Genomic DNA, 23,211 nt, shown 5'->3' with positions numbered 1-23,211 from the left:
TTACCTCGGTACATTCGAGCTATAGTTGCTCTATTGCCCCTCGTCGCAGCATCGGGTAAGATCACTTTTGCGGGAGACTTTCTTAAAACATAAAAAGCCCCCCTCAGAGCAACTCTGGGGGGGCTTTTTCTATAAACAATCTATTCTGTAAACGTAAGCGCTGGCGTTTGGGCAATGATGGTCGACTTACCTGGTGCAGTCATGCGCTGTAGGTAGAAGTAGCAGGTAACCGGGTGTTGGAGCTGATACGGTACAGAAGCAGGCGTTTCCCAGACGGAAATTAGAGGAAAGGTTAGTTCTACGGTACCTTTTTTATCAGGTACCACCACCCAGCTTTGGCCACGCGTGAAGGTAACCCCGCTGACAGTCGGTTTGAAGAGGAGATCCACGCGGTAGCCAAACGCGGAAGCTTCATCATCGGCTAGGGTATAATTGAGAGTAGCCTTAATGGTAGACTCCTTAGATACTTTCGCGCCCGCGGCGGGCGTCATCGTGACTAGGGTAAGCGAATTGGTAGCCGGCGCTTTCGGAGGCTCGGGTTCATCTTCTTTCCCGCCGCAACCGAGCAGCGACATCAGTAAAAACAGATAAGAGCTAACACGGGCAACTAAAGGCATAGGACAACGAAAATGAAGTGAGGATATACTTTTCCCTGCAAACTAACCTTTAGATTTTAAGGACGGAAATTGGCAGGCGTTGCCACGTATGGGATACCATATTAAGGCCACCTTTGGGCTGGAGCATAGGGGCTGCAAGCGCTTACTCGACTAGGAGGCGGGCCGTGCGGGGGCTAGTCCAGGCTGCGTCGCCTGCAACAGGTATATACCCGGCGTGACCCCATGCAGAGGCAGAATCGTGCCTTTGCCCGTGCGCACGGGGCGGCCTAGCGCATCCAACAGCCGGAGCACAGCGTCCGGACCTACTCCAGAAACTTGTACTTGGTCGTGGGCCGGATTGGGTACAAGCTGCAAGGTGGTAGCGGGCGTGCTGGCGGCTTCCACAAACACGACCGGTGAATAAGCCCGGGTGTCGTCCACATCGCGTTGCACCAGCCGGTAATAGGCCGCATCCGGCGCCGGATACGCCGTAAAGCTATACGCGTGCGGCCGGCTGCTAGTACCTTGCCCGGCTACGGTGCCCAGCGCGGTGAAGGTGCGCCCGTCCGGGGCCTGCTCTACCGTAAAGTCCGCACTGTTTTGCTCTGAGGCAGTTTGCCACGCCAGGGCCACGGTCAAGGGCCCCTTGCGCTGGGCCGTAAAGGCCGTCAATTCCACTGGCAAAGGAATCACAGCATCCAGTATTAAGAGAGGCATGGCGCTGCGTGATGGGATACCGAGCTGGCTATAGAGATTCGAACCCCACACCCAGAGCGTGCCATCGCGGCGTAGGCCCAGCGTATGATCAAACTTCGTGTCCACCTGCTGCCAGGTGTCCGCCGTGCCTATTTTTACGGGAGTAGCAAAAAGTCCTGTGGTCGAATTATTGCCGAGCACTCCCGAATTATTCCCCCAGCCCCAGAGCGTGCCGTCCGTACGCACGGCCAGGGATTGTTCCCTAGCCGCGGCGACGCGCTGCCAGTTAGCGTCCGTGCCAATCTGGACTGGCGTCCGTATGTGAGAGGTAAGTTCCCCACTACTGCCATTCCCCACCTGGCCATAGCGATTCCTTCCCCAAGCCCAGAGCGTCCCGTTGCGCCGTACGCCCAGCGTGTGATCATACGCGGTGCTTACGCTTTGCCAATCGGTGCTAGTCCCAACTTGGATGGGGGCCGAGTGTCGATTGCTAGTCTCAATGCCCAATTGTCCACTTAAATTTTCACCCCAGCCCCAGAGGGTGCCATCGGTGCGCACCGCAACTGTGTGGTAATAGCCCGCACTTACGCTTTGCCAATCGGTATTGGTCCCAATTTGTACGGGGTCCAAACGGCGGCCACTCGTGCCATCGCCGAGTTGCCCACTCGAGTTATTCCCCCAAGCCCAGAGCGTACCATCTTGGCGCACCGCCACTGTATGGGAATAGCCTGCGCTTACACTCTGCCAATTTGTGGCAGTGCCTATCTGTATGGGGGCCGCTTGATCTGAGGTGGTGCCATCACCGAGTTGCCCAGTGGAATTATTCCCCCAGGCCCAGAGCGTACCGTCGGTGCGAATGGCCAGAGAATGCTCTGCGCCGGTGGCTACGCTCTGCCAGGTGGTGGCTGTCCCAATCTGTTGGGGGTTGCTAAAAGAGGGAATACCACTACCTACTTGCCCACGATTATTATAGCCCCAAGACCAGAGCGTGCCATCGGTGCGTACCGCAACTGTATGATACATTCCGCTGGCTACGCTTTGCCAAGTGATAGATTCGCTGAATTGATGAGGCAAGCGCTGAGGAGAACTTAGCAGCGTTTTACTGCCTACTTGGCCATAAGCGTTTGAGCCCCACGCCCACACTGCTCCATTTGTGCGCATAGCTACCGTATGGGTGGCTCCTATGCTCACGCTTTGCCAGTCGGTGTTGGTTCCAACCTGCACAGGGGCCAAACGGCGGGTGGTGGTGCCATCGCCGAGCTGGCCCTGTTTATTATTTCCCCAGGCCCAAAGCGTGCCATCTTGGCGCACGGCCAGCGTTTCTTCCCACCCCGCGCTCACGCTTTGCCACTTTGCGTCGGTGCCAATGGGCGTGGGTTGGCTGCGTGGCGTGGTGGTGCCATCGCCGAGGTGGCCGAGGTTATTCACCCCCCAAGCCCAGAGCGTGCCATCAGTGCGCACCGCAACTGTGTGGTAATAGCCCGCACTTACGCTCTGCCAATTCGTAGCGGTGCCCACTCGAATCGGACTAGTATAATCTCGCATGGTGCCATCACCTAGTTGGCCGAGGCCTCCTCCTCCCCAGGCCCAAAGCGACCCGTCGGTGCGAATGGCAACCGTATGATAAGAGCCGACACTCACGCTCTGCCAATTCGTAGCGGTGCCCACTTGCACCGGGGTCTCACTACTGGTTGTGTTGCCAGTGCCGAATTGCCCATAGCGGTTATTGCCCCAGGCCCAGAGCGTACCATCCGTGCGAATGGCCATGGTATTTTCCAGCCCCATGGCCACGCTTTGCCAGTTGGCATCGCTGCCAATTTGTGTCGGCGTGGTATTGGTAGGGCTGTTGAAAAGGCCGTTCCAACCCCAAGACCAGAGCGTGCCATCTTGGCGGACCGCGACAGCATAATTTACGTTGGCCGCTAGGCTCCGCCATTTCATTGCGGGGCTAATGGGCACGGGCGTTGTTTTGTCGATTCTCGTGCCATCACCTAATGGACCAGCGCTATTATACCCCCAAGCCCAGAGCGTCCCGTCGGGACGAATAGCGAATGTATTGGAATGGCCAGCGACCACACTCTGCCCATAAACTGAGTTTCCACCAACCGCTAATAAACCTAGCAGTAATAGCCACACGTGCGAAGCACGTAGTAACATAGAAGGAACAGAACTGGCTAAGCGAACAGCCTGTCGGCAATAAAAGTAGCAGTTGTACATAAGCGAGGCATATTGTACTTATATAATAAAAATTAGCCGACAACCAAGACGTTGCGGTCAGGTGGGGTAAACGCCAGACTAAACTATTAGTTGCTAAGCAACTGGCTTGCGTGTAATGTATAAGCTAGGCTATTACCTAAAATCTGAAGCTAGCGTGCGATTTCTCTCCTGTTGCCAGATTATAAACACATAAAAGATAAGTAAAATTATATTCTAGTAAAGCTGTGCCCCTAGTTGGTCAAGCATGGGGCAAAACTCAGGATCCTATAAATGCCTATAAGTGCCGCTGCTACCAGCTAGCTTCACTTTCAAGCACTTTGCATCAACTGCATAGCTTAGACGCAGAAACAACGCTCAAACTGGGTTCAGTCCAGTGCAGCCAAAAGCCAAAAAAGCCCCCAGAGCCAGTCAGGGGGGCTTTTTATAGCTTCCTACACCAAATACAGCCCATACGCCCGCGCCAGCTCCCCAAACGCCGCCTCGTGCTGAGGCTCCAGGAAATACACGGACACCGTCAGGGCGGGCGCGCTGACCAGTAGCAGGTGGTAGCGGCGGATATAGAACACAAACGGCTGCTGTTCGCGCAGGCCCGCGGTGGTGAGCGCAATCAGGTGGGGCCAGGTTTCCAGGGGCTGGGCGGGGGCGCTGGGGGCAATTGGTAGCTCACGACCTCGGTGGTGCGGAAGAGGGCGGCCAGCAGCGTGATGAATTTGTCTTCTTCGCTGCGGTAGAAGCGGTAGTCCTGGAGGGAGGTGAGGGTGGGGAAGCGGAGGCTGGCGCTGGCCGCTTCCTCTTCGCTCAGGCGGTGCTCGTGGATGGAGAGCAGGCGGGGTGGCCGGCCCGCCACCGTGGGCGGCAGCGCATGGGGGGCGCTGAGTTGCTGGAGGAGCGCCGCTACGGCGGGTTCAATCGGAGGGAGGGGCATCGCGACGCTACGCTGGGGGCGGCAACCGGGGGCGGAGGCGACCGAAGCCCCGAAACCGAAGTTACGCAGGGCCGTCAGCTTTTGCAGCAGGGAACTAGGAGGTAGCGGCAATTTTTAGCGCATGTCGGACGAGCGAAGCGACTACCTACCAAGCAACAAAGGTCAAAATAGAAGCCTCTAGAAGTAGAGTACGGATCATGCACTAAGCAACCGTTTTAGCGACAATAGCAGTTCGCAACTTAATTAGCTCATGAAGTTCCTTAAGACGATCAAAGCCTTGAATACGGGCTCCCGCATCTGGCTCATCATCTAGTTCCTGATAACATTGTTCAATCAGCCGTTGAGCTGTTTCATTATCCTGAACACTGTATGCTACCGCTGCTCGGGTAAAAGCTCCCTCTTTCAATGTTAAGGGCTTCATCTGCTCTGCGCGCTTAAGCCAATGCTGGGCATTATCAGGCTCGTTCATGAGGACAGCCGAGCAATACGCTGCTTCACAGAACAAGTGTCGTTGGAAAAGCTTCGTCGTAAGATGCTTCAAGTCTAGGGCAGCGTTCAAGTGCAAGCGAACAGACTCTATATCCTTGCTGTCAAGCGCGTGAGCATAGGCATAGAGGTGGGCATAGCAATCGGTAGCGGAATTATCGGGATGAGCAAGCGCTTGTTCTAATAATGCAGTGTCATAATCGCGCGGACGAGTGCCTTGATACGAGGCGCTGATTAGGCGCTGCAACACTAGCTGGCGCTTCCACACTGAATTGTTGCGCATGATACCTAATAGCAAGCCCCCGTCCGTGATAGACTTGTATGGAATCAGACTTACCACTCCTAGAAATAGGGAATACCAGCCGAATATTAACAGGCCTTGATTCGTGGCAAAGGCGCCAATAGAAGCTTGTGAAGTTAGTAGCGTAGAGGAATACATATGCCAGCCCAACGCTAGCGTGAACGCTCCGGCAAGAATACTCGCAACAGGGCCTGCAGCTATTATTAAGCTCAACCGACGACGGTGATTCTCAAAATTGAGGGGCAGCACTCGGACAAGTCCCCAATACCTCTCGGCTCGTGCTCCTAGTCGAACATGCCACCTATAGCGTTTTCGCTCAAGATGCAGCCACATTATTGTAATGCCAACGCAGCGAAATCCAACGAGTTGACTTGCCAGCCAATGACCTGCTTCGTGCACCACTATACCCAAAAAGAAAACAGGTATTACAACTAGATAAGGTAGTAAAACTGATAACCCGGTTTGCCCAGCCTCCTCTATTTGATGGCTTATAAAATTAAACCATTCCCCCACTTTAACCCCAAAATAGACTCCCAACAGTATAAATATCCACGACATAGCTCTTTGACGATGAGAATAACCGGTAGAAGAACTCATAGTCTTAGATTAAAAGAAGTCGATACGATTGTGGGTAGCTTTTTATCGTCATTAGTATAGGACGATGCTGTTATCGAGACAATTTATGCACCAGATTGAGTAATGAATAGCTTGCCATCAAAAAAGCCCCCTAGCGCAACACTAGGGGGCTTTTTTAGCTGTATCGGGCCTATTATAAATAACTAAAGGCTACACTTAGTACTGCAACATTTTTCGGCGAAGAACACAGACTTACACGCCTACCTTCTCCTCACTCCCCAACTCACTCAGAATCCGTTTGGCGGCTTGCACGCTTTTCACCTCCTCGATGCTGACGATGAGCTGTTCCTTGCGCTCCTTCATGGAGGCGGTGCGGGTGTGGGTTTGCACGTAGCTGACGATGTTGCCGAAGGTTTCGCCCTGGAAGTAAGCCTCGTTGTCGGTGGCCGAGATGTAGCCTTTCAGCAGATTCTTCTTCAGCGTCAGCTTCTCGAAGCCCACGTGGCAAGCCTGCCAGCGCAGGCGCACGATGTCGGCCAGCTGCTCTACTTCGGGCGGTAGGGGGCCAAAGCGGTCCACGATGCCGGCCACGATTTTGCGCAGCTCCTCGGGACTTTTCACCCTATCAAGCTTGGAGTAAAGCTGCAAGCGCTCCGATACGCTGCTCACGTAGCTATCCGGAATCAGGATTTGCAGGTCCGTCTCGATGTTGCACTCCTTGGGGCCTTTGGTGCCGGCCGCTTCCTGGAGGCGGCCGGTGGTGTCGCCCAAAAACAGGTCACGGAACTCGGTTTCCTTCAGCTCCGTCACCGCGTCGTCGAGAATCTGGTGGTAGGTCTCGAAACCTAGATCATTAATAAAGCCGCTTTGTTCGCCCCCCAGCAGGTTGCCGGCCCCGCGAATGTCGAGGTCGCGCATGGCCACGTTGAAGCCCGCGCCCAGGTCCGAGAACTCTTCCAGCGTGCTCAGGCGCTTGCGGGCGTCGGAGGGCAGGGTAGCTACGGGCGGGGTGAGCAGGTAGCAGAAGGCCTTCTTGTTGGAGCGCCCCACGCGGCCCCGCATCTGGTGCAGGTCGCTCAGGCCAAAGAGGTGGGCGCGGTTGATAATAATGGTGTTGGCATTGGGAATATCCAGGCCCGACTCGATGAGGTTGGTGCTCACCAGCACATCGTATTCGCCGTCGATAAACTTCATCATGCGCTTCTCCAGCAAGTCGCCCTCCATCTGCCCGTGTATGTAGGTGATGCGGGCGTCGGGCACGAGGCGCAGCACCATGGCTGCCATTTCCTCAATATCCTTCACGCGGTTGTGCACCAGGAAAATTTGCCCCCCACGCTTGATTTCGCGGGCCACCGCGTCTCTGATCAGCAGCTCATCGAACACGTGCAGCTCTGTTTGCACGGGCTGGCGGTTGGGCGGCGGCGTGGCAATCACGCTCAGGTCGCGGGCGCCCATGAGCGAAAAGTGCAGGGTGCGCGGAATGGGCGTCGCCGAGAGCGTGAGCGTATCCACGTTCACCTTCAGCTCCTTGAGCTTGTCCTTTGTTTTGACCCCAAACTTCTGCTCTTCGTCAATCACCAGAATACCCAGGTCCTTGAACTTGATGTCCTTATTGGTAAGCCGGTGCGTGCCGATGAGAATATCGGTTTTGCCCTCGGCCACGCGGGCCAGGGTTTCCTTTATCTGCTTGGTGGTTTTGAAACGGTTCACGTACTCCACCGTCACGGGCAGGTTGGCGAGCCGCTCGCGGAAGGTTTTGTAGTGCTGCATGGCCAGAATGGTGGTCGGCACCAGCACGGCCGCCTGCTTGCCATCGGCCACGGCCTTAAACACCGCCCGAATGGCTATTTCCGTCTTGCCAAAGCCCACGTCGCCGCAGATGAGGCGGTCCATGGGATGGGGCACTTCCATGTCGCGCTTCACGTCCTCGGTGGCCTTGGCCTGGTCGGGCGTGTCTTCATAAATAAAGCTCGATTCCAGTTCGGCCTGCATAAAGCTGTCCTTGGCAAACGCGTGGCCGGGGGCCGTTTTGCGCTTGGCGTACAACCGAATCAGCTCGGCGGCAATGTCCTTTACCTTCTTCTTTACCGACTTTTTCTTGTTTTCCCACTCCGGCGAGCCCAGCTTGCTCATGGTAGGCGGCGTGCCCTCGGCCCCCGAGTATTTGGCAATCTTGTGCAGGGCGTGAATGCTCACGGTCAGCACGTCGTCGTCGCGGTACACCAGCCGGATGGCCTCCTGCAAGTGCCCGTTTATCTCCACCTGGGTAAGACCCGCAAACCGGGCGATGCCGTAGTCCTGGTGGGTCACGTAGTCGCCGGGCGAAAGCGTGCGCAACTCTTTAAGGGTAAGCGCCTTTTTCTTGGAAAACTTGCGCGCTTCCTGGGCCCGATAAAACCGCTCAAACAGCTGGTGGTCGGTGTATACGGTCAGGTTGAGAATTTCATCAATGAAGCCCTCACGCAAGGCCAGCAGCATGTGCTGGAATGTTACGTTGTTGTCAAGCTCGTCGAAAATGGTGCGCAGCCGGTCGGCCTGCCGCACCGAGTCGGCCGCAATAATGCAGGTAAAGCCCTTCTGCTGGTTTTCACGCAGGTTTTTTACCAAGCGCTCAAAGTCCTTATTAAAGCTCGGTTGGGGCCGGGCCGAAAACTGAAAGTCCTCGGCATTCTTAAAGCTAAAGCGCTTGCCAAACTCCACGACGGCGAAGTTCTCCAGCAGCTTCTTAAACGACTTTCCCGACTCAAACAAGTCCTCCGGCCGGCTCACAATCTGCATCCCGCCCGCCGATTGCAGCATCTCCTGAAAACCCTGATCGGCCTTCTCAAACGACTCCCCCACAATGTCGATGGTCTGGCGCACGTCCTTTATCCACAGCGCCGTATTGCGCGGCATAAAGTCCAAAAAAGCCTCCCGGGTCTCCTGCAACAGCTTGGTTTGCACGTTGGGGATAATGCTCACCTGCGGCTTCTGCTCCACCGATAGCTGGGTCTCCGGGTTAAACGTCCGAATCGTCTCCACCTCATCCCCGAACAGCTCTATCCGATACGGCAGCTCGTTGGCGTAACTGAAAATGTCCACGATACCACCGCGCACGGCAAACTGCCCGGCCTCGTATACAAAGTCAGTGCGCTCGAAGTCATACTCCGCCAGCATCTCACTGATAAAGTTGACATCCAGCTTCTCGCCCACTTTCACCAGAAAAGTGTTGGCAACTAGGCTTTTCTTGTTGATAACCTTCTCAAACAGCGCCTCCGGGTACGTTACAATCAGCTCGCCGCGCACTTCCGCTTTCGAGGCTTTGCCATTTGCGCCCACGGCCGCGCCACTGCGGCTGCTGCTGAGGCGGTTGAGCACCTCGGCCCGCATGAGCACATTAGCGTTTTCCGTCTCATCGAACTGATAAGGCCGCTTGTAAGAACTGGGGAAGATAAGCGGGTCTTCATCCGGCAGCAAATGCTGCAAATCAGCCAGGAAGTAGCTGGCCTCGTCTTTATCGTGCAGCACAAACAAGTGGTGCTGTTCCGGATAAAGCGTATGTGCAGCGGCGGCCAGCACAGCGTCCTGGCTACCCACCAGGCCGCGCAAATGGATGCGCGTTGGCCCATCGGGCGCGGGCTCACCGTTAGCGCGCAACGACCGGGCTGTGGCCGGATTCAGGCGGGCCGCCACGGTCATGACAGTGGGATCGAGGCGGTATAACTGGAGGAAGTCGGTGACTTTCAAAAGCAGAGAAGGCTAGGAGGGAGGCAAAGGTAGAAGCCCGACCGGGCAATATTCCGGTCGGGCTACTATGTGTTAGGCAATACCACACCAGCGGGCCGAAAGTTTCCGCTGTGGTTGAGTATGTCCATTCGGGGGCAAATAAGGCTGATTTTTGAAAAACACAACTTAAAAAAGCCCCCCAGACCAAAGCTGCCGTCCACGCCGGTATCTTCGTCTTTCTGTTCTGTTAAAATTCAACAAGTGCGCGGTTCTTCTCACCTGGCCATCGGCCTGATTACGGGCGTGGCCATTGCTGGCTTGGTGCCTGGTATTCCCTTTTCACCTGCTGGTATTGCCCTGGCCGGCTTCTCCTCCCTGGCCCCCGACCTCGACCACCCCGAAAGCCGCCTGAGCAAACGACTCGGTTTCTCCCACAATTACGTGCGCTGGGCTTTCGCCGCCGCTGGGGCCGGCTTAGCCGCCTATACTCACTTCTTACTCCCTGTTGGCCCCGACCGGCGCATGGGCTTCACGGCTGCGCTGGCGTTTGGCTTGCTGGGTTTGGCTATGCAGGGTGGCTCCGTGCGTAAACTGGCGCTGCTATTTACCGGCGTGCTTACCGTGCTGGCCGGCTTGTACTTTGAATTTTTGTGGGTGAGCTTGCTGGGAATATTCGTGGCCGTAGCGCCCTTCACCAGCCACCGCTCCTGGACGCATACCATTTGGGCTACCATCCTCTGGACATACATCGGCTACCTGGCTAATCAGGCGCTGGGCTGGCATGGCGTGGCTCATTTTGCCGGTGCCGGCTACCTCTCGCACCTGCTCGCCGACTCGCTTACCAAACAGGGCGTACGGTGGTTCCTGCCCTTCTTCGATACGAGCCTGAAACTGCCGCTTATCTCCACTGGCTCGGCTACCGGCAACGTGTTGGAAGTGGCCATTTGCGCCGGCTACGGATTGCTGGTGTTAGGGTTGGTTATTGGGCGTTTGCAGTTCTAGTAATTTAGGAAGCTTCCTGTACTAAAGTCATAGAAAGGCTCCGGGAAAGCCGCAAAGGCCCCTACGTATATCGCGTATGGACTTAAAAAAGATTATTGCACAGAAAGATGCACTGGCAAAAGTTTGTATTCTAAGAATGATGCAGTTAGTTTCGCCTACCGAAAGATACCGGGGAGCAAATAATCTGGTGTAAACTACGTAGTATTAAATATATTTTTTTTAATATTACGTTTATATTAACTCAGTTAGTTATACTGCGATTCCGGCAGCGCCTGGTGGCTTTCTACTTTAGTTCTTATTTAAACTTCTTCTTTTCCGAGCTCTTAAACTAGCATCGCCTCCGGTTGTGATTCGAGGCGATTGGCTCACCCAACGACGCGGTACTCAAGTATTGCTTTAACTATTCTAGGTAGTGCGAGCAGCGTGCTTTGTATCTTTGGCCGGCCATTTACTACTGTTTGATTACCCTGCCGAACATATTTACCCGCTCCTATTTCACACCTCACTTGCGCACAAAAATTTATTAGTATGAACCAGATGAATAGCCCTCTGATTCGGATAGGCGTCTTCTACGACGGCAATTATTTCCTGAAAATCAGCGATTACTACTACTTCCAGCATGAGCGTAAAGCTCGTATCAGTCTAGAAGGTCTACACGAATATATCCGCCACCAAGTAGCCGAAGAAGAAGACGTAGACGTTCGCTTGAGCCAGGTGACCGACTCCCACTTTTTCCGGGGCCGCCTAAGCGCTACCGAAGCCCGCGATAAAGACCGCCTGTTCCACGACCGTCTGCTCGACGATATTCTGATGCACCTGGGTGTAACTACCCACTACATGCCGCTAAAAACCCGCGACGGCCGGTTGCAGGAGAAAGGCATTGATGTATGGCTGGCCCTAGAAGCCCTGGAACTTGCTCTGCACAAAAGCTTCGATGTAATTGTGCTCATCGCCGGCGACAGTGACTACGCCCCGCTGATTAAGAAGCTCAACACCATCGGCACCCGCGTGATGCTGCTGAACTGGGACTTCAAGTATGTGGACTTCAAAGGCGAGAACCGCGTAACGCGCGCTTCTCAGCAGCTATTGGAGCATGCTACGTACCCCATCTCCATGCACGACGTGATTGACGCCGGCCTCGCCAGCAACGACGAGCTAATCGAAAATCTATTCGTGACGCAGCCCGAGCCTGCTCCTTTCCCCACCGTGAAGCCTGCCCGCCCAACCGGCCCTACGGCCGCCGGTCCAGTAGGCACGGTAGGAATGAGCACGATCAAGAACCTGAAAAACGGGTTTGGCTTCGTGGTAATGCCCCCCAACAACCTCTTCTTCAGCTACGCGGACATGTCGGAAGGCGACTTCAACGACCTGCACGAGGGCGATTGGGTAGAGTTTACCGTGGGCCGCAACCACCGCGACGAGGATTGCGCCCGCAACGTGCGTAAAGTGCAGCCCCCACAGGAAGGCGACGAGTACGACGACGAAACCGAAAACGAAGAGCACGAGTCAGCCAACACCTCGGAGCACTTGTAAACTAATTTATTCCGCTCTAATCCCACCCAGCGGTTCGGCGACCATTCACTTTCGGCCCGCAGTCTCTTGTAACAAGAGACTGCGGGCCGAATTTCTTTACCTAAAAAGCCCCCCGTATAGCTACGGGGGGCTTTTTAGGTAAATATTGAGACCAATAAACTACAACTGCCCCTGTAACATACCTCAACCGTCATCTTGACCGTCATGCCGAGCAGCGCGAAGCATCTCGCTCGCTTCGTTGCAATGCTAACCCTGACATCAGCACGCGAGATGCTTCGCGCTGCTCGGCATGACGGTCGTATAGATAGTGATCAGGGGTTTGGATAAGCGGCGTGTTAATCCAACTACTCCTCCTTCGGGAATAGTAACTCGTGAAAGTCACGCTTGTCGGCGGGGTAGCGATTGAAGGTGCCGAGGCCGCGGGCTACTACTATTTCGCGGGTGGCGCAATAGATATCGGCGCTGGCTACAATGAGGGTTTTGCCGGAGTGCTCTACATGGCCGCGGGCCAACAAGTGGTCGTGCAGACGAACGGGAAGCAGGTAGTTTATCTTAAATTCAACCGTTGACACCAATTCACTGGCGGTAAAAGCCAGGCTGAGCGCGGCTGCGCCCAGCGCCGCGTCCATTAAGCCGGCCAGCACGCCGCCGTGGCAGGTGCCCGGCGAGGACAGATGATCTTCACGCACTTTCATGGAGTAGGTCACTTCGCCGGGCTTCGTCATGCTGAGCTCCATCCCATTGGTGCGGCCGTAGTTGTTGATTTGATTGTACAGCGCTATAAGCGTGGCAACATTTTGAGTAGGTTCCATAGTAGCTGAAAAGATACGGTTCCTTCTTAAAAAAGCCCCCGATAACATTTGGCGCCCTCCAGTAATTTCCAAAGACGTGGCTATCGTACACGTAGCGTTAGACATAGAAGCCAATAGCTATGCGGCCAGTGACTTGCGCATCCGAAAATGGGGAATGACGCCAAACAGCGTATGCGAAGGCGCCACAATCTCATAGTCTAGCTTCTGATAAAACCCTACTGCCGACTCGCGGGAGTCGAGGATGCATTCTGTAAAACCTTGCGCGGCTGCGTATTCTTCCAAATACGTCATGAGCTGTTGCCCAATGCCGCGGCCGTGCCAGTCGGGGTGCACGGCTACGGCGCGCACCTGCACCTGGCCCGGTCCGGACGGCTGCACGCGCGCCACCCCGATTATGCTACCATCATCGGCTACGGCCATGGCGTGGTGAGTAGTAGGGGCAGCGTCGTCGTCGGAGCGCTCTGAGCCGGGAGGCTGCTGCCAGGGCTGGCGCAGCACTTGGTAGCGCAGGGCGTAATAGGCAGCAAAGTCGGCGGCGGTACTGGGCTGGCGGATAATCATCGGTGATTGAAAATCGAATGACGGTGCGTGGATGCGTTGACTAGGCCAATTTGCCCCCCAGCCATCATGTGCAGGAAGTGGCAGAGTGGCCAGGCAAGATAACGGAAACCCGCACGTGGCGGGGGGCAAATTGTGAACCGACAACCTAAAGCACAACCGTGCGCAAACGTTGGCAAACGCCTACCTTTGGCACTTACGTCACCCCGACGGCCGGACTGACGTACAGATTACTCCACTCCTCAAATCCTACCAATGCCTTCTTTCGATATTGTTAGCAAAGTAGATCCGCAGACGCTCGAAAATGCGGTGAATACGGCCAAAAAAGAACTGCAGACCCGCTATGACCTGCGCGACACCAAGGGCGGCATCGAGCTGGACAAAAAAGCCAATACCATTCAGCTCAGCTCCGAGAACTCCATGCGTGTGAAGTCCTTGGAGGATATCCTGCTGGGCCGTATCGTGAAGCAGGGCCTCGACGGCACCTGTCTCGACTTCTCCGAAGAGGAGCAGGCCTCGGGGGCGCTGGTCAAGAAAACGGTGAAAGTGCGGGCCGGCATCGATAAAGATACCAGCCGCAAAATCGGCAAGCTCATCAAAGACAGCAAGCTAAAAGTAGATGTGCAAACCCAGGATGAGCAGGTGCGCGTGGCCTCCAAAAAAATTGACGAGCTCCAGCAGGTGATGGCCCTGCTGCGCGGCGCCGACCTAGGCATTCCGCTGCAATTCGTGAATATGAAAAGCTAACGCCAGCCTTTAAGAAGGGAGCAGACGCCGCTGGTAGCTGAATCGGCGGCCTCTGCTCATTTTTTGTTTCTTTGATCCATTGCTTTTCGTTTACTCTGCAAAACCTGCGTTTGAATGTTCGATATTTCTGTTTTCTCCGATCCTAATACCTGGGTCAGTCTTCTCACGCTTACCTTCATGGAAGTGGTGCTGGGCATTGATAACATCATCTTTATCTCCATCATCGTCAATCGGTTGCCCAAGGACCAGCAAGGGCGCGGGCGCACCATAGGCCTGATGTTGGCGCTGCTGTTTCGCATCGGATTGCTGTTGAGCATCACCTGGATTGTCAGCCTGAAGGAGCCCTTGTTTACAATCAATCTTCCCTTTCTGGCGGCTGACCACGGCGTATCGGGCCGCGACCTGATTTTGTTCGCTGGGGGGCTTTTCTTGCTGGCTAAGAGCACCACCGAGATTCATACCAAGCTTCAGGGCGAAGAAGATACCCACGAAGCGGGCAATTACAGTAGCTTTGCCCGCGTCATTATCCAGATCATTCTCATCGATATCGTGTTCTCCTTCGACTCGATTCTGACGGCTGTGGGCTTGGTAGATAATGTACTGGTCATGATTCTGGCGGTTATCATCGCTATGGGCATCATGCTGATTTTCGCCAAGATGATCGGCGACTTCGTCAATCAGAACCCAACGATAAAAATGTTGGCTCTGTCCTTCCTGATCATGATCGGTATTATGCTGGTGATGGAATCCTTTCACCAGGAAATTCCGAAGGGCTACGTCTACTTCGCCATGTTCTTCTCCTTGGGCGTGGAGCTGCTAAATCTGCGGCTGCGCAAGAAGGTGCCACCAGTGGAGCTGCGCGATTCGCGCTTCGATTAAGGGCTTTAGATCACAAACCAAATGGGGCTGAATTCACGGTAAAACGCGAATTCAGCCCCATTTGTGTCGCAAGAGAAGGTTAAATGCGCAGTAGGATATAAAGGTTGATAAGGGCAAACAAACAAGCTGTTATGGCTGCATCAACAGTACGACGCCCCACCCGGCCCGGCCACACGCCAACGATACCTGCTATCCACATTAAAAAAATGAACACTAGTTGGGGTAGGCCATAGATAGTTCGCTCCCAATTATCAACGGTATCTACTTGAGGATCCAACGCAGGGCGGTGAGTCATAACCTGCTGAAAAATGGCGGTTTCCGTAAGTGTGAGCACCTGACCCTCCTTATAAGGGATCTCACTCTGGAAAGAGGTTTGAGGCGTTTCTATCTGATAATAGCTATCTACAATCGAGCCCCGGCGACCATATACAAAATAGCGGTTTTGCGACACTACCGGTTCCTGAACAAGTGTAAAAGTCCATTGGGAATCGACAGCCAATAATAAGCCAAGCCCAATTAAAACGCGGCAGATAAGCCTAGCCACGGGCGTGTAGCGAGCGTACTGCGCAGCATAAGGATCACCCTTGGGGCGGCGCGGTATTACGGGCGGCGGCCACGGCCCTCGATAGGCCGGATCGGGGTGCCGAGGAACAACGGGGCGAGGCGCCACTGGAGAAGGCGGATTGCGCAAAGCCCATAATCGGGCATCGTAGGCCTTGCGCTTGTCGGGCAAACTCAATACTTCGTAAGCGCGGTTTACGGCCAGATAACGCTCGTGCGCGGCCGGATCTTGGGTGCGGTCGGGGTGGGTGAGGAGTACTAAGCGCCGATAGGCCTGCCGGATATCGGCCGCCGACGCTTGCTCAGACACCTCCAGCGCCTCATAATGTGTAATCATTCCCCAGCCGCAGTTCCTTCAGCAAGTAGGGTAGCCAGGGCAGCCACATGGTCCTGCACCCGCCGAGTAGCCAGTTCCAACAGGCGACGGTTCAGTTCTGCGCGGTGGGGGCGGTAAAAAGCCAACTCACTCTGTGTAAATAACCCAACCACCGTGCCCACCAGTAGGTAGCGCAGCTTCACATTGCGCGTGAGCAGCTCCGCCACCACCCGCTGCTGCTCCACTACCGCTGAGGTGAGAAACGGAATGTGGTGTTCCTGAATAAAATCGGCAACCAGCAGCAGCAGCAACTCATTTTGTAGCTTCAGCACGGGCCGGAGCGTACGGTGCAGAAAGTCGCCCACGGTGGGGCCATCGGTGGTGGGGGGCAAAAAGGCCGTTTCAACCAGCGGGCGCGAACTAAGAATGGCAGCGTCGCGGTCGGCGGGAGTAAAAGCGGCAGAAGTCTGGCTCATAAGAAAAAAAGCCCCCCAGTGGCTTGCATGAGGGAATTGGGTGGTGAAAGCCAAGGTAATCAGCAAGATTTACGCTCTATACCTACACTATTTGGCCGGCACGGCGCTCTGCTGCCAGCGGTCAGCTTTTATTAGTTTAATTAATTCTGCTTCTAAGCCTTTGAGAGCTGCCGGAGCGCCATCATAATCCCGAATACGCTTGCTTTTGCCCGCCTTCCAATAGGTGATGTACTTCGTGGGATAGTCGAGCTTGGTAGACGTGTAGCTGTCCTGAAAAGCAAAAAAATTGGCCGCGTCGAACTTGGCAATGAGCTGCTTCCGCTCGGCCGCCGTCAAGCGTCCCGCATACGTGCCTTGGCGGGGGGCATTTTCGCCGCCTTTATATTCCAAGCGGCCATCGGTGTACACCGTAATCTGATCGACGGGGCAAGGACCCATGCAGGCGGTGCGCTCCAATTGCATGAGCTTTTCGGTGGCGGCCTGTACTGGTCGGCAAGCCACCAGGTAAGTAATGGCTAACAATAAAAGCAGGCTGGGTAAAGCCCTAATACAAAATAGCTTTGTCATAAAAAGAGCCCAGATTCGGCCCAAATGCCGAAGCCAATAGGAGCATACCAGTAAGAAGGGATATTTTTTCGGAAAAATGAGCGCGATACTCTAAATTTAAGGATCTACAGATTTTATTGGCCGAATACGCCGTCCGTTCATTTGTGAAAAAACTACTCTTACTCTCTTTATTAGCATGCGGAGCGTTGGGCACCGCGCGCGCGCAGCAAAAGCTGGTGTCACAGGCCGAGCTGCCGCTGGAGTCGCGGCCCGCGAAACCCGTAATTTGCTACGCCCGGCCCGAGAACATGCATACCTATGTGGCACCCCCAGCCCAGTTCCTCAACCGGACTGCCGGTCGGCCCACTGCCGATCAGGCCCGCATTGAAGTTACCTACATCGGCTTCCCGCCTGATGCCCGCGCGGCCTTCCAAAAGGCGGTCGATATCTGGCAATCTCTACTCTTTTCGCCGGTCGTTATCCGAGTTGAAGCGCGCTGGGAAGCCCTGGATGAAGGCGTGCTTGGCGCCGCCGGTACCACCCAGATTTATCGGAACCTGCCGGGTGCTCCCAAGAGCAACATCTGGTATCCGGTAGCATTGGCTGAAAAAATTGCCGGCCAGGACCTGAATGGCACCAATGCCGACATCAGCGCCGAGTTCAGCAGCAACTTCGACTGGTACTTGGGCCTCGATGGTCTGCCGCCCGCCGGCAAATACGATTTGGTAACGGTAGTGCTGCACGAGCTAGGCCACGGCCTAGGCTTTGTGTCGGCTTCTAGCTACACTGATCCGCCTCCCGCAACAGGGGCGGTAGCTAGCCTGAATAGCTCCGGCTTCCCTTGGGTTTTCTCTACCTACATCGAAAATGGCGGGGGGCAGCGGCTGGCTAGCAGCAGCCTGTTTCCAAGCCCTTCCGTGAACCTTGCCGCCCAGTTCACCAGCAATGACTTGTACTTCGGTAGCCCCTTGGTTAACGCTGTAACAAATGGGCAGCGCGCCCGCTTGTACGCACCCACCAAGTATGATGGAGGCTCCAGCATTTCACACTTGAATGAAACTTCCTACCGTGCTGGCGACCCGAATTCGTTGATGACACCCCAGGTTGGAGCCGCCGAGGCCATTCAAAACCCTGGCCCCATTACGCTCAAGATGTTCGACGAAATGGGTTGGTTTAACACCGCTATTCGTCATAATCCTTCCTTGCGCGACACCGAAACCGCCCAAGACTTTGTAGTGCGGGCGAATGTGGTGAGTGACGGTACTATCGTGCCGGGCTCTGTGCGTCTGTATTACCGCGTCGACAATGGCACCGACGTGCCGGGTGCCACCGATACTGTGCTGCCCATGACGGCGGCCAGCGGCTCTACGCAGTACACGGCCACCATTCCCAATCCAGGCTTAGGCCGGCGGGTAAGCTATTATATCTCGGCCGCTGATGTGGAAACGGGCCGCACATACACGGCCCCTGGGGTGCTATTGGCTACGGATGCGCCTAATACGCAGCCGCGCTACCAATTCTTCGTTGGCCCCGACGTTGTGCCGCCGGCACTGGTTCATCAACCGGCTCCGTTCATCTTTGTCAGCAACCTGCCTTTAGTCCTGACGGCCCAGGCCAGTGATAATATTGGAGTAGCATCTGTGTCGGTTGAATACAGCGTAAATGGCGTGGCCCGACCCACCTTCAACCTAACGCGCCAAGCTGATAACATTACGTATAGAGGCTCTATTGCTAGCACAGCAAGTGCACCCATTGTAGCCGGTGACTTAATTGCCTACCGCCTTATCGCCCGCGATGCCTCTTCTAATGCCAACCAAACGGTAAGTCCGGCCAGTGGCGCCTACCGGGTGCCAGTGGTTAGTATAAAAGCCCCCAGGCTTCGTACGTCAATAATTTTAACGCGATTACAGCAACTACGCCTCCTGACTTTGTGGGCAATGGCTTCTCCATCGCGCAGCCAACCGGCTTTAATGATCTGGCCATTCACTCCGCTCATCCCTACCCTGATGCCGATAACACGCTGATCTATCAGCTGCTTACCCCGATTATCGTCGAGGCTGATCCGGCAAAGTCTACTGTCACCTTCGATGAAGTGGTGCTGGTGGAGCCGGGTACGGACGGTGCTCCTTTCCCCAGCGCCGAGTTCTTCGACTATGTAATACTGGAAGGTAGCAAGGATGGCGGTCAGACCTGGAACCCAGTGGCTGATGGTTATGATTCCCGTGATAAAGAGGAGTGGCTAGCCGTGTATAATAGCACCATTGATGGAGAGCAAAACTCTACGGCGTTGGGTACGCAGGCGCTCTTTTTACCGCGCGCCATGAATCTGCGCGACAACGGCTACTTCCTCGCGGGCGATGTAGTGCGGCTGCGCTTCCGCCTGTTCGCCGATCCGGGTGCGCACGGCTGGGGCTGGGCCATCGACAACCTGCGCATTCAGGATAACACCGTTACCAGCTTAGCTTCTGAGCTGAAAAAGACTGGTGGCCTGAACGTGTACCCCAACCCAAGTGAAGGCAAATTCACGGTGCAGGCCCGCTTTGCGAAGCCCACCACCAATTTGCAGATTATCGTGCGCAATAATCTGGGGCAGGTAGTGCTGCGTCAGTCATTGGCTGGTGCACAAACTGAGTTGAAGCAAGCACTCGATTTGAGTGCGCTTTCCGCTGGCATGTACATGGTGAGTGTGGGCGTAGAAGGCGACGCCGCCATGCGCAAAGTGCTGATCACGAAATAGCTCTTCGCCAAATAAAAAAGCGGCAGCTCCACATTGGGGCTGCCGCTTTTTTGTGGGCTGTAATCACGGACTAAAAAAGCCCCCCAGCCCGATGCTAGCTAGTTGCCAAAACCCATCTTCCGCATGAAGTCCCAAAGTACCACGCCCGCCGCTACTGATACGTTCAAGGAGTGTTTGGTACCGAACTGCGGAATCTCTACGGCCGCGTCGCAGAGCGCCAGCACTTCGTCTTCTACCCCAAACACCTCATTGCCCATTACCAGCGCGTAGGGTTTCGTTGGATCAGGTTGGAAAGCACTGAGCGACTGGCTACTATCCGTTTGCTCCACGGCAATTACCACGTAGCCGGCGGCTTGCAGCTGGCGCACTACATCGGTGGTCTGGGGGGCAAATTCCCACGCTACCGACTCCGTGCTGCCTAAGGCCGTCTTGGTGATCTCGCGGTGCGGTGGGCGCCCTGTGATGCCGCAGAGCCAGATTTTCTCTACCGCAAACGCATCGGCGGTTCGGAAGGCGGCGCCCACATTATGTAGGCTGCGCACGTTATCGAGCACGAGGGTAAGGGGGATTTTTTGCGTATTTTTGAAGTCTGCCACCGTCAGTCGGTTCAGCTCTTCCATGGAAAGTTTGCGCATAACGCAAAGGTAGGAACGCGTTCCGGCGCGCTGGCCAAGAGTGGCCTAAAAGCACAGAAACAGTTGAAAACAAAAGTTAAAAAAGGCCCAGGTCCGCGCTCCGAAGCTTACGCCGCCGTCGCGCCTACTCTCGAAACGACGCCCCTCATGCGTCAGTATTACCAGCTAAAGCAGCAGTACCCCGGTGCGCTGCTCCTGTTTCGGGTGGGCGATTTTTACGAAACCTTCGGTGAGGATGCCGTTACCACGAGCCGTATCGTGGACATTGTGCTCACCAAGCGCGGCGCTGGCACTTCTTCGGAAGTGGCGTTGGCGGGCTTTCCGCATCACTCCCTCGACACGTATCTGCCCAAATTGGTGCGTGCCGGGCAGCGCGTAGCCATCTGCGACCAGCTCGAAGACCCCAAGCAAGCCAAGGGCCTGGTGAAGCGCGGCGTGACGGAGTTGGTAACGCCCGGCGTGTCCTTCAACGATAATGTGCTGGAGCGCAAGTCCAACAACTACCTCTGTGCGGTGCATTTTGGCAAACAGGAAGCCGGCATTTCCTTCCTCGACATCAGCACCGGCGAGTTCTTGGTGGCGCAGGGCGACGTACCGTACTTAGGCAAGCTGCTCCAAAACTTTGGTCCGGCCGAGGTGCTCTTCTGCAAGAAAAGTCGTCAAGAGTTTGAGCAGCATTTCGGCCCCGACTTTTGCCACTACGCGCTTGATGAGTGGGTATTTGGCTTTGATTATGCCCACGATACACTTACACGCCACTTCAAAACTACCTCGCTTAAAGGGTACGGCATCGATGGTCTGCGTGAGGGTATCACGGCCGCGGGTTGCATTCTGCACTATCTGGCCGAGACCAAGCACACCAATGTGGGCCACATTGCCGGTATTGGGCGCTTAGAGGAGGACAAATACGTCTGGCTGGACCGCTTTACCGTGCGCAATCTGGAGCTGGTACAGCCCCAGCACTTGGGCGGTGTGCCCTTAATTGATATTCTGGACCAAACGGTGACGCCGATGGGCGCCCGACTGCTACGCAAGTGGGTAGTGTTGCCGCTGAAAGAAGCCGCCCAGATTCAGCGCCGGCTGGATACCGTAGAGGCTTTATTGGCTGATACCGATCTTTTAGGAGAAATAACCCAAAACCTGCGGCAGATCAATGACTTAGAGCGCCTGATTTCGAAGGTGGCCGTGCGCCGAATCAACCCGCGTGAACTCCTGCAATTGAGTCGGGCGTTGGAAGCCATTGGTCCCATTCGGACTGTGCTGGCTGGTTCCGGCATCCGCGCCTTACAGAAGCTAGCTGATCAACTGAACGCCTGCGACACGCTGCGAACGGATATTACGGCCAAAATTCGGCCCGATGCGCCTGTGCTTACCAACCAGGGAGGCGTGCTGAACGACGGCATCGATAAGGAGTTGGACGAGCTGCGCAGTATTGCTTTTTCGGGCAAGGACTATCTGCTGCAGTTGCAGCAGCGCGAGCAGCAGAATACGGGTATTTCGTCGCTGAAAGTAGCTTACAATAAGGTATTTGGCTATTACCTGGAAGTGTCGAACGCGCACAAGAACAAAGTGCCAACCACCTGGATTCGTAAGCAAACGCTGGTAAACGCCGAGCGCTACATTACGGAGGAGCTAAAGACCTACGAAGAGAAAATTCTGCACGCTGAGGACCGCTTGTTCGTCATCGAGCAGAATATCTACAACGAGCTCGTGCAAGCCGCCGCCGACTATGTGCCGCAGATTCAGCAGAATGCGCGCGCCATTGGCGTCCTCGACTGTCTAGCCTCATTTGCGGCCACCGCGCGCCAATACAACTATGTAAAGCCAACAGTAAATGACGGTGGCTTGCTTGATATTCGCCAAGGTCGCCACCCAGTTATCGAGCGACAATTGCCCCCCGGTGAGGCTTACATTCCGAACGATATTTGTTTGGACCAGGATGACCAGCAGATTGTGGTCATCACGGGACCTAATATGGCAGGCAAGTCGGCACTATTGCGTCAGACGGCTCTTATTGTGCTGCTAGCTCAAATCGGCTCCTTCGTACCCGCCGACGCGGCCACTATTGGTGTCATTGACAAAATTTTCACCCGCGTAGGTGCTTCCGACAACCTCAGTAAGGGCGAAAGTACTTTCATGGTGGAGATGACCGAAACGGCCAGCATCCTGAACAACCTCTCCGACCGCAGCCTCGTGCTGATGGATGAGATTGGGCGCGGCACCAGCACGTACGACGGAATCAGCATTGCCTGGGCCATTGTGGAACACCTGCACAATAGCCCAAAAGCGCGGGCCAAAACGTTGTTTGCCACGCACTACCATGAGCTAAACCAGCTCGCCGACGACTGTCCACGCGTACGTAACTATAATGTAGCCGTGAAGGAAGCCGACGGGCGCATTCTCTTTATGCGCAAGCTGGTAGCGGGTGGTTCAGAGCACAGCTTCGGCATTCACGTGGCACGCATGGCGGGTATGCCTACTTCGGTGGTGCTGCGAGCCAACGAGATTATGCACCACTTGGAGCAGGAGCGGGCTCATGCCGGCGATGGCGAAGCAGATGCGCCCACTGAATTTGATGAGCTATTGGCAGGATTGGAGCCCGAGCAGCAAGGTGGTAAAGTGCTGCCGCTCAATGGCCATACGCACGAAAAAGCCCCCCAGCGCGGCCCGCGGGCCCAGCCCGTGGCGGCTGTAGCTACGGCCCCGCGTCCGAGCCTACAGCTGAGTATGTTTGAGCCCGCTGACCCCGCTTTGGAGCGCGTACGCGAACTTATCCAGCAGCTGGATGTGAATACGCTTACGCCCATCGAAGCGCTGCTGAAGCTGAATGAGCTGAAGCTGGCGTTGGGGGGCAAATAAGGCTATGGATTTGATGGTGCGTAAAACAAAGAGTTGAAGCAGAAGTAA

General features: G+C 55.3%; 19 protein-coding genes. 7 read left to right on the top strand and 12 right to left on the bottom strand.

The window, feature by feature from the left end; translation table 11 throughout:
• Window positions 1–140: 140 nt before the first annotated feature.
• The 6 genes from G7064_RS09685 to mfd all read right to left on the bottom strand — a co-directional run bounded on the left by G7064_RS09685 (window position 141) and on the right by mfd (window position 9,523).
• Entirely contained in the window at window positions 141–617 is a 477-nt protein-coding gene (locus G7064_RS09685; protein ID WP_166073405.1) for a hypothetical protein, read from the bottom strand.
• 150 nt (window positions 618–767) lie between these two features.
• Window positions 768–3,449, bottom strand: coding sequence for an RCC1 domain-containing protein (locus G7064_RS09680; protein ID WP_166073404.1), 2,682 nt, complete (start codon window positions 3,447–3,449; stop codon window positions 768–770).
• Window positions 3,450–3,940: 491 nt separating this feature from the next.
• Entirely contained in the window at window positions 3,941–4,075 is a 135-nt protein-coding gene (locus G7064_RS22735; protein WP_262888647.1) for a hypothetical protein, read from the bottom strand.
• A gap of 41 nt (window positions 4,076–4,116) precedes the next feature.
• Complete coding sequence (locus G7064_RS09675; protein ID WP_166073403.1) at window positions 4,117–4,545, bottom strand: hypothetical protein; 429 nt, start codon at window positions 4,543–4,545, stop codon at window positions 4,117–4,119.
• A 91-nt stretch (window positions 4,546–4,636) separates the two neighbouring features.
• Window positions 4,637–5,818: a M50 family metallopeptidase gene (locus G7064_RS09670; RefSeq protein ID WP_166073402.1), complete on the bottom strand. Its 1,182-nt coding sequence runs from the start codon at window positions 5,816–5,818 to the stop codon at window positions 4,637–4,639.
• Window positions 5,819–6,049: 231 nt separating this feature from the next.
• Window positions 6,050–9,523, bottom strand: a complete 3,474-nt coding sequence (gene mfd, locus G7064_RS09665; RefSeq protein ID WP_166073401.1) for a transcription-repair coupling factor — start codon at window positions 9,521–9,523, stop codon at window positions 6,050–6,052.
• 240 nt (window positions 9,524–9,763) lie between these two features.
• Here mfd and G7064_RS09660 point away from each other — a divergent pair, with 240 nt between their 5' ends.
• Together G7064_RS09660 and G7064_RS09655 are read left to right on the top strand one after the other, a co-directional pair.
• A complete protein-coding gene (locus G7064_RS09660) occupies window positions 9,764–10,504 on the top strand; it encodes a metal-dependent hydrolase (RefSeq protein WP_166073400.1) in 741 nt (246 codons plus the stop codon).
• 537 nt (window positions 10,505–11,041) lie between these two features.
• The gene (locus G7064_RS09655; protein ID WP_317128446.1) at window positions 11,042–12,037 is read left to right on the top strand and encodes an NYN domain-containing protein; all 996 of its coding nucleotides are present in this window, start codon (window positions 11,042–11,044) and stop codon (window positions 12,035–12,037) included.
• A 344-nt stretch (window positions 12,038–12,381) separates the two neighbouring features.
• Here the strand turns inward: G7064_RS09655 and G7064_RS09650 are convergent, their stop codons facing one another.
• Entirely contained in the window at window positions 12,382–12,849 is a 468-nt protein-coding gene (locus tag G7064_RS09650; protein ID WP_133271532.1) for a PaaI family thioesterase, read from the bottom strand.
• Window positions 12,850–12,966: 117 nt separating this feature from the next.
• A complete protein-coding gene (locus G7064_RS09645) occupies window positions 12,967–13,410 on the bottom strand; it encodes a GNAT family N-acetyltransferase (RefSeq protein WP_166073399.1) in 444 nt (147 codons plus the stop codon).
• 252 nt (window positions 13,411–13,662) lie between these two features.
• Between G7064_RS09645 and G7064_RS09640 the strand changes: the two genes are divergently transcribed.
• Window positions 13,663–14,154, top strand: a complete 492-nt coding sequence (locus G7064_RS09640; RefSeq protein ID WP_166073398.1) for a YajQ family cyclic di-GMP-binding protein — start codon at window positions 13,663–13,665, stop codon at window positions 14,152–14,154.
• Between the two features lie 114 nt (window positions 14,155–14,268).
• Entirely contained in the window at window positions 14,269–15,033 is a 765-nt protein-coding gene (locus tag G7064_RS09635) for a TerC family protein (protein WP_166073397.1), read from the top strand.
• A 79-nt stretch (window positions 15,034–15,112) separates the two neighbouring features.
• Here the strand turns inward: G7064_RS09635 and G7064_RS09630 are convergent, their stop codons facing one another.
• The 3 genes from G7064_RS09630 to G7064_RS09620 all read right to left on the bottom strand — a co-directional run bounded on the left by G7064_RS09630 (window position 15,113) and on the right by G7064_RS09620 (window position 16,908).
• Complete coding sequence (locus G7064_RS09630) at window positions 15,113–15,931, bottom strand: J domain-containing protein (RefSeq protein ID WP_166073396.1); 819 nt, start codon at window positions 15,929–15,931, stop codon at window positions 15,113–15,115.
• Window positions 15,928–16,386, bottom strand: coding sequence for a hypothetical protein (locus G7064_RS09625; RefSeq protein WP_166073395.1), 459 nt, complete (start codon window positions 16,384–16,386; stop codon window positions 15,928–15,930). Before G7064_RS09625 ends, G7064_RS09630 begins: the two co-directional genes overlap by 4 nt.
• Window positions 16,387–16,473: 87 nt before the next feature.
• Window positions 16,474–16,908 carry a DUF6438 domain-containing protein gene (locus tag G7064_RS09620; RefSeq protein WP_166073394.1) on the bottom strand — a complete coding sequence of 145 codons (435 nt, stop codon included), beginning with the start codon at window positions 16,906–16,908 and terminating at the stop codon, window positions 16,474–16,476.
• Between the two features lie 188 nt (window positions 16,909–17,096).
• On the opposite strand from G7064_RS09620, the gene G7064_RS09615 reads away from it, so the two are divergent.
• Both G7064_RS09615 and G7064_RS09610 read left to right on the top strand, forming a co-directional pair.
• Window positions 17,097–18,956 carry a hypothetical protein gene (locus tag G7064_RS09615; RefSeq protein ID WP_166073393.1) on the top strand — a complete coding sequence of 620 codons (1,860 nt, stop codon included), beginning with the start codon at window positions 17,097–17,099 and terminating at the stop codon, window positions 18,954–18,956.
• Window positions 18,863–19,669: a T9SS type A sorting domain-containing protein gene (locus G7064_RS09610; RefSeq protein ID WP_166073392.1), complete on the top strand. Its 807-nt coding sequence runs from the start codon at window positions 18,863–18,865 to the stop codon at window positions 19,667–19,669. The genes G7064_RS09615 and G7064_RS09610 overlap by 94 nt, the downstream gene beginning before the upstream one ends.
• A 98-nt stretch (window positions 19,670–19,767) precedes the next feature.
• On the opposite strand, the gene G7064_RS09605 is transcribed toward G7064_RS09610, so the two are convergent.
• Window positions 19,768–20,304, bottom strand: a complete 537-nt coding sequence (locus G7064_RS09605; protein ID WP_133271541.1) for an RNA methyltransferase — start codon at window positions 20,302–20,304, stop codon at window positions 19,768–19,770.
• A 147-nt stretch (window positions 20,305–20,451) separates the two neighbouring features.
• Here G7064_RS09605 and mutS point away from each other — a divergent pair, with 147 nt between their 5' ends.
• On the top strand, window positions 20,452–23,163 hold the full coding sequence (mutS, locus tag G7064_RS09600) for a DNA mismatch repair protein MutS (protein ID WP_166075093.1): 2,712 nt from the start codon (window positions 20,452–20,454) through the stop codon (window positions 23,161–23,163).
• The last annotated feature ends 48 nt before the right edge of the window (window positions 23,164–23,211 follow it).

The organism is Hymenobacter sp. HDW8 (assembly GCF_011305775.1).
In the GTDB taxonomy this organism is placed as follows: Bacteria; Bacteroidota; Bacteroidia; order Cytophagales; family Hymenobacteraceae; genus Hymenobacter; species Hymenobacter radiodurans.
The sequence above is the reverse complement of the archived record's forward strand: the minus strand, read 5'-3'. Positions and strand labels throughout refer to the sequence as shown.

Bases quoted from the DNA above. Each gene is read 5' to 3' on its own strand.
- G7064_RS09670 (WP_166073402.1), bottom strand. From the start codon at position 5,818: ATGAGTTCTTCTACCGGTTATTCTCATCGTCAAAGAGCTATGTCGTGG.
- G7064_RS09645 (WP_166073399.1), bottom strand. From the start codon at position 13,410: ATGATTATCCGCCAGCCCAGTACCGCCGCCGACTTTGCTGCCTATTAC.
- G7064_RS09605 (WP_133271541.1), bottom strand. From the start codon at position 20,304: ATGCGCAAACTTTCCATGGAAGAGCTGAACCGACTGACGGTGGCAGAC.
- G7064_RS09625 (WP_166073395.1), bottom strand. From the start codon at position 16,386: ATGAGCCAGACTTCTGCCGCTTTTACTCCCGCCGACCGCGACGCTGCC.
- G7064_RS09680 (WP_166073404.1), bottom strand. From the start codon at position 3,449: ATGTTACTACGTGCTTCGCACGTGTGGCTATTACTGCTAGGTTTATTA.
- mutS (WP_166075093.1), top strand. From the start codon at position 20,452: ATGCGTCAGTATTACCAGCTAAAGCAGCAGTACCCCGGTGCGCTGCTC.
- G7064_RS09640 (WP_166073398.1), top strand. From the start codon at position 13,663: ATGCCTTCTTTCGATATTGTTAGCAAAGTAGATCCGCAGACGCTCGAA.
- G7064_RS09685 (WP_166073405.1), bottom strand. From the start codon at position 617: ATGCCTTTAGTTGCCCGTGTTAGCTCTTATCTGTTTTTACTGATGTCG.
- G7064_RS09650 (WP_133271532.1), bottom strand. From the start codon at position 12,849: ATGGAACCTACTCAAAATGTTGCCACGCTTATAGCGCTGTACAATCAA.
- G7064_RS09630 (WP_166073396.1), bottom strand. From the start codon at position 15,931: ATGATTACACATTATGAGGCGCTGGAGGTGTCTGAGCAAGCGTCGGCG.
- G7064_RS09635 (WP_166073397.1), top strand. From the start codon at position 14,269: ATGTTCGATATTTCTGTTTTCTCCGATCCTAATACCTGGGTCAGTCTT.
- G7064_RS09655 (WP_317128446.1), top strand. From the start codon at position 11,042: ATGAATAGCCCTCTGATTCGGATAGGCGTCTTCTACGACGGCAATTAT.